Source organism: Frankia sp. AgKG'84/4 (genome assembly GCF_023242965.2).
Lineage (GTDB): Bacteria > Actinomycetota > Actinomycetes > Frankiales > Frankiaceae > Frankia.
The window spans coordinates 1-3,293 of record NZ_JALKFU020000581.1; the positions used below are offsets into that span (position 1 = coordinate 1).

The 3,293-nt window shown below is 73.2% G+C and carries 4 protein-coding genes; 3 read left to right on the forward strand and 1 reads right to left on the reverse strand.

What is annotated here, in order from left to right:
• Positions 1–635 (forward strand): helix-turn-helix domain-containing protein (locus MXD58_RS23490; protein ID WP_284678797.1); only part of this gene is annotated, 635 nt, incomplete at its 5' end.
• A 31-nt stretch (positions 636–666) separates the two neighbouring features.
• Here MXD58_RS23490 and MXD58_RS23495 read toward each other — a convergent pair.
• Positions 667–885, reverse strand: coding sequence for a TrfB-related DNA-binding protein (locus MXD58_RS23495; RefSeq protein ID WP_248841241.1), 219 nt, complete (start codon positions 883–885; stop codon positions 667–669).
• 185 nt (positions 886–1,070) lie between these two features.
• On the opposite strand from MXD58_RS23495, the gene MXD58_RS23500 reads away from it, so the two are divergent.
• On the forward strand, positions 1,071–2,336 hold the full coding sequence (locus tag MXD58_RS23500) for an LLM class flavin-dependent oxidoreductase (protein WP_248841240.1): 1,266 nt from the start codon (positions 1,071–1,073) through the stop codon (positions 2,334–2,336).
• Positions 2,333–3,106, forward strand: a complete 774-nt coding sequence (locus tag MXD58_RS23505) for a creatininase family protein (RefSeq protein WP_250609934.1) — start codon at positions 2,333–2,335, stop codon at positions 3,104–3,106. The genes MXD58_RS23500 and MXD58_RS23505 overlap by 4 nt, the downstream gene beginning before the upstream one ends.
• The last annotated feature ends 187 nt before the right edge of the window (positions 3,107–3,293 follow it).

Genomic DNA, 3,293 nt, shown 5'->3' on the forward strand with positions numbered 1-3,293 from the left:
GTTTTGGTGGGCAGGGTTATATTTATATAATACACCCCCCCACCCGTGACCGCGACCGCCGCGGGGGGGGGGAGACGGGGTTCGCCGAGGACGTCGCCGTCCGCCTCGGCGGTGCCGTGCGGACACAGCGGCGCGCGCTCGGGCTGACCCTCGTCGACGTCGCCGGGCGCGCGGGGCTGAGCCATCCGTTCCTCAGCCAGCTCGAACGTGGCCTGGCCCGGCCCAGCATGCGCTCGCTGACCGCGATCGCCTCGGCGCTCGGCACGTCCGCGCAGGCACTGATCGCCGCCGCCGAGGCCGCGCCCGTCCCGCTCGACGAGCCGGTCAGCATCGTGCGCCACGACACCGCCGAGGTCGAGTCACCGGGCGGATCGGTGCGCACCCTCGTGCGCGGGGCGCGCTCGATGCTGCCCTCGGAGTACGTCGGCGCGCCGACCGGGTTCCACGACTACTTCGTGCACGACGGCGAGGAGTTCGTCTTTGTCGTCGCCGGCATCATCGACGTCGACATTGAGGGTGATCTGCACGTTCTCGTGCCCGGCGAGAGCATCTACTACGCCGGGGGAGTACGCCACCGCTGGCGCAGCCCCGACGGCCCGCGGGCCCGCCTCGTCGTCGTCCAACAGAACCTCTGACCGGCCGCGTCGAGCGCCCCGCTGGCGGCGTTCAGCAGGCCAGCATCTTCTGCACGGCCTGGCGGGTGACGCCGAGTTCGCGAGCGATGTCGGCCTGGGAGACGCCCTGGTCGACGAGGCCCTGCATCAGCTCGCGTCGTTCGGCGGCGAGGCGCTGGGCCTGGCGCGCGTGGTGGACGGCCTGTTCCCGCACCTCGCGGATGCGCCGCAGGGTCGGCTGGTGGGCGGAGAGGTCCCGCGCTGCACTCATGAACACGACAATGACAACCTGGGGTTGTCGCCGTCAACCCCAGGTTGTCGCGTTCTCGCGACCAGGTTGGCCTTCCGGTCGCGCGGCCGCGGGCCGGGGAGGATTTGCTTGGGCGAAATGTCGTCCTGATGGGTCTGACATGCGCAAACGTGACGATGTTGATCCCATCAACACTCGGAGGCGGCGTGCGGATCGGTGTGTTCCTGTTCGGTGGGGTCGAGATGACCGACGCCGGGCCTGGCGGCACCGAGCCCACCGAGCGCCGCTACGACCAGGCGGCGATCGAGCACGCCCACCGCGAGCTGCTGGCCTGCGGTGAGCTCGCCGAACAGCTCGGCTACGACAGCTACTGGCTGACCGAACACCACTTCCAGCACGAGGGCTACGAGGTCGTCCCCAACGGCCTGCTGTTCGGCGCCTTTCTCGCCGCCCGCACCAGCCGGATCCGGATCGGGACGATGTTCAACGTGGTCGGCCAGTGGCATCCGCTGCGCCTCGCGGAGGATTTCGCGCTGCTGCACAACCTCTCCGGCGGCCGGGGCATCCTCGGTGTCGGCCGCGGCACGGTGCCCCGGGAGATCCTGCCGTTGACCGCGGGCGCGGTGTCGGTCGGCTCGTACGACAACCCGTCCGCGGCCGCCGCCGACGCGCTCAACCGCGAGATCACCGAGGAAAGCCTCGACGTCCTGGACGCCGCCCTGACGAACGAGCGGTTCCGCCACTCGGGCAGGCACTTCCGGCTGCCGCCGCCCGGGATCCCCGACCGGGGCGGCGAGGTCGAGGAGCTCACCCTCGTGCCCCGTCCGCGCTACCCGTACGAGACGTGGCAGGCGATCACCAGCCCGCCGACGCTGCGCGCCGTCCCGACCCGCGGTCTCGGTGGGGTGTTCTGGCTGAAGGAACGCCGGCGCCTCGCCGCCGACTGGCATGCCTTCGCGGACACCTACGAGCAGGTCCACGGCCGGGTGCTGGCCCGCGGCGAACGGCGGATGCTCGTCCTCAACGTCGCCGTCGCCGACACCCGCGCCGAGGCGATGGCGACCGTGCGCGCCGGCCATGACGAGTTCTGGCGGTTCCTCGCCCCCTACGGCTGGGGCCGGGGCTACCTCGGCCCCGACGGCCGCCCCGCCGACGGCGACTTCGTCCCCACCCTGGAGGACTCGATGGCGCAGGGCCCGTGGGCCGTCGGCACCCCCGCCGACGTCGCCGCCCACATCGGCGAACTCGACGAACTGCTCGGCCTCACCGACCTGGTGATTTTCCCGGCGATGCCCGGCGACCCCTATGACCGCACCCGCGACCAGCTGCGCCGCTTCGCCCGCGACGTCCTCCCGCTGCTGCCCGCCGGCGCCGGGGCGCCCACCGCCGACAACGCCGCCGCCGCAGTCGCGGTCGCGGTCGCCGTCGACACCGCCGCCGGAACGGCCCCCGGGCCGCGGCCGCCGCGATGACCCGCCATTTCGCCGACCTGCGGGCACCGCAGGCCGCGGACCTGTCCCCAGACGCGGTCGCCGTGCTGCCGATCGGCTCGATCGAGCAGCACGGCCCGCACCTGCCGCTGTCCACCGACCTCGTCGTGGCCGAGACCCTCGCCCGCGACGCCGTCGCCGCCTACGGCGACGCCCACGACCTGTGGCTGCTGCCGCCGCTGGCCTACTCGAAGTCCAACGAGCACGCCTGGTCGGCGGGAACACTCTGGCTGTCCGCGACGACACTGCTCGCCGTCCTCGACGACGTGGCCCGCTGCCTGGCGACCACGCCGGTGCGCCGGCTGGTGTTCCTCAACGGCCACGGTGGCAACAGCGCGCTGTTGCAGGTAGCCGCCCGCGACGTCCGCCTCGCCCACGGGCTGCGCACGTTCGTCATGCACCCGTCCCTGCCGGCCGACCACGGCGGCACCTCGCCCGCTGCCGAACTCGGCATGGGCATCCACGCCGGGATCGACGAGACGTCGCTGCTGCTGCACCTGCGGCCCGAGCTGGTCCGCCTCGACCTCGGCGTGCGCAGCGTCCCCGAGCAGCTCGCCGGCTACGAGCGGGTGCGCTTCGGTGGCGCGGTGTCCTTCGGCTGGCTGTCGAACGACTTCGGCACCGACGGCACGATCGGCGATCCCACCGGCGCGACCGCGCAGCGCGGCGCAAGCCTGTATGAGGCGATGGTGACGGCGGCGGGCCAGTCCCTCGCCGAGATCGCCCGCTTCGATCCCGGTCCCTCCCGGTGACACCGAGTAGGCCCGCCACCGGCGGGAACCGCTCCGCGCGCGGACGCCCCCGCTTGCTCAGCATCGGGCGCGCCCCCGACGTGGACCGGCCCATCGCGATGCGGGCCGGCACCGTGGAGGCCGGCGCGGCCGGTACCGGCACCGTGGAGCCCGGCGGCGTGGAGCCCGGCGGCGTGGAGCCCGGCGG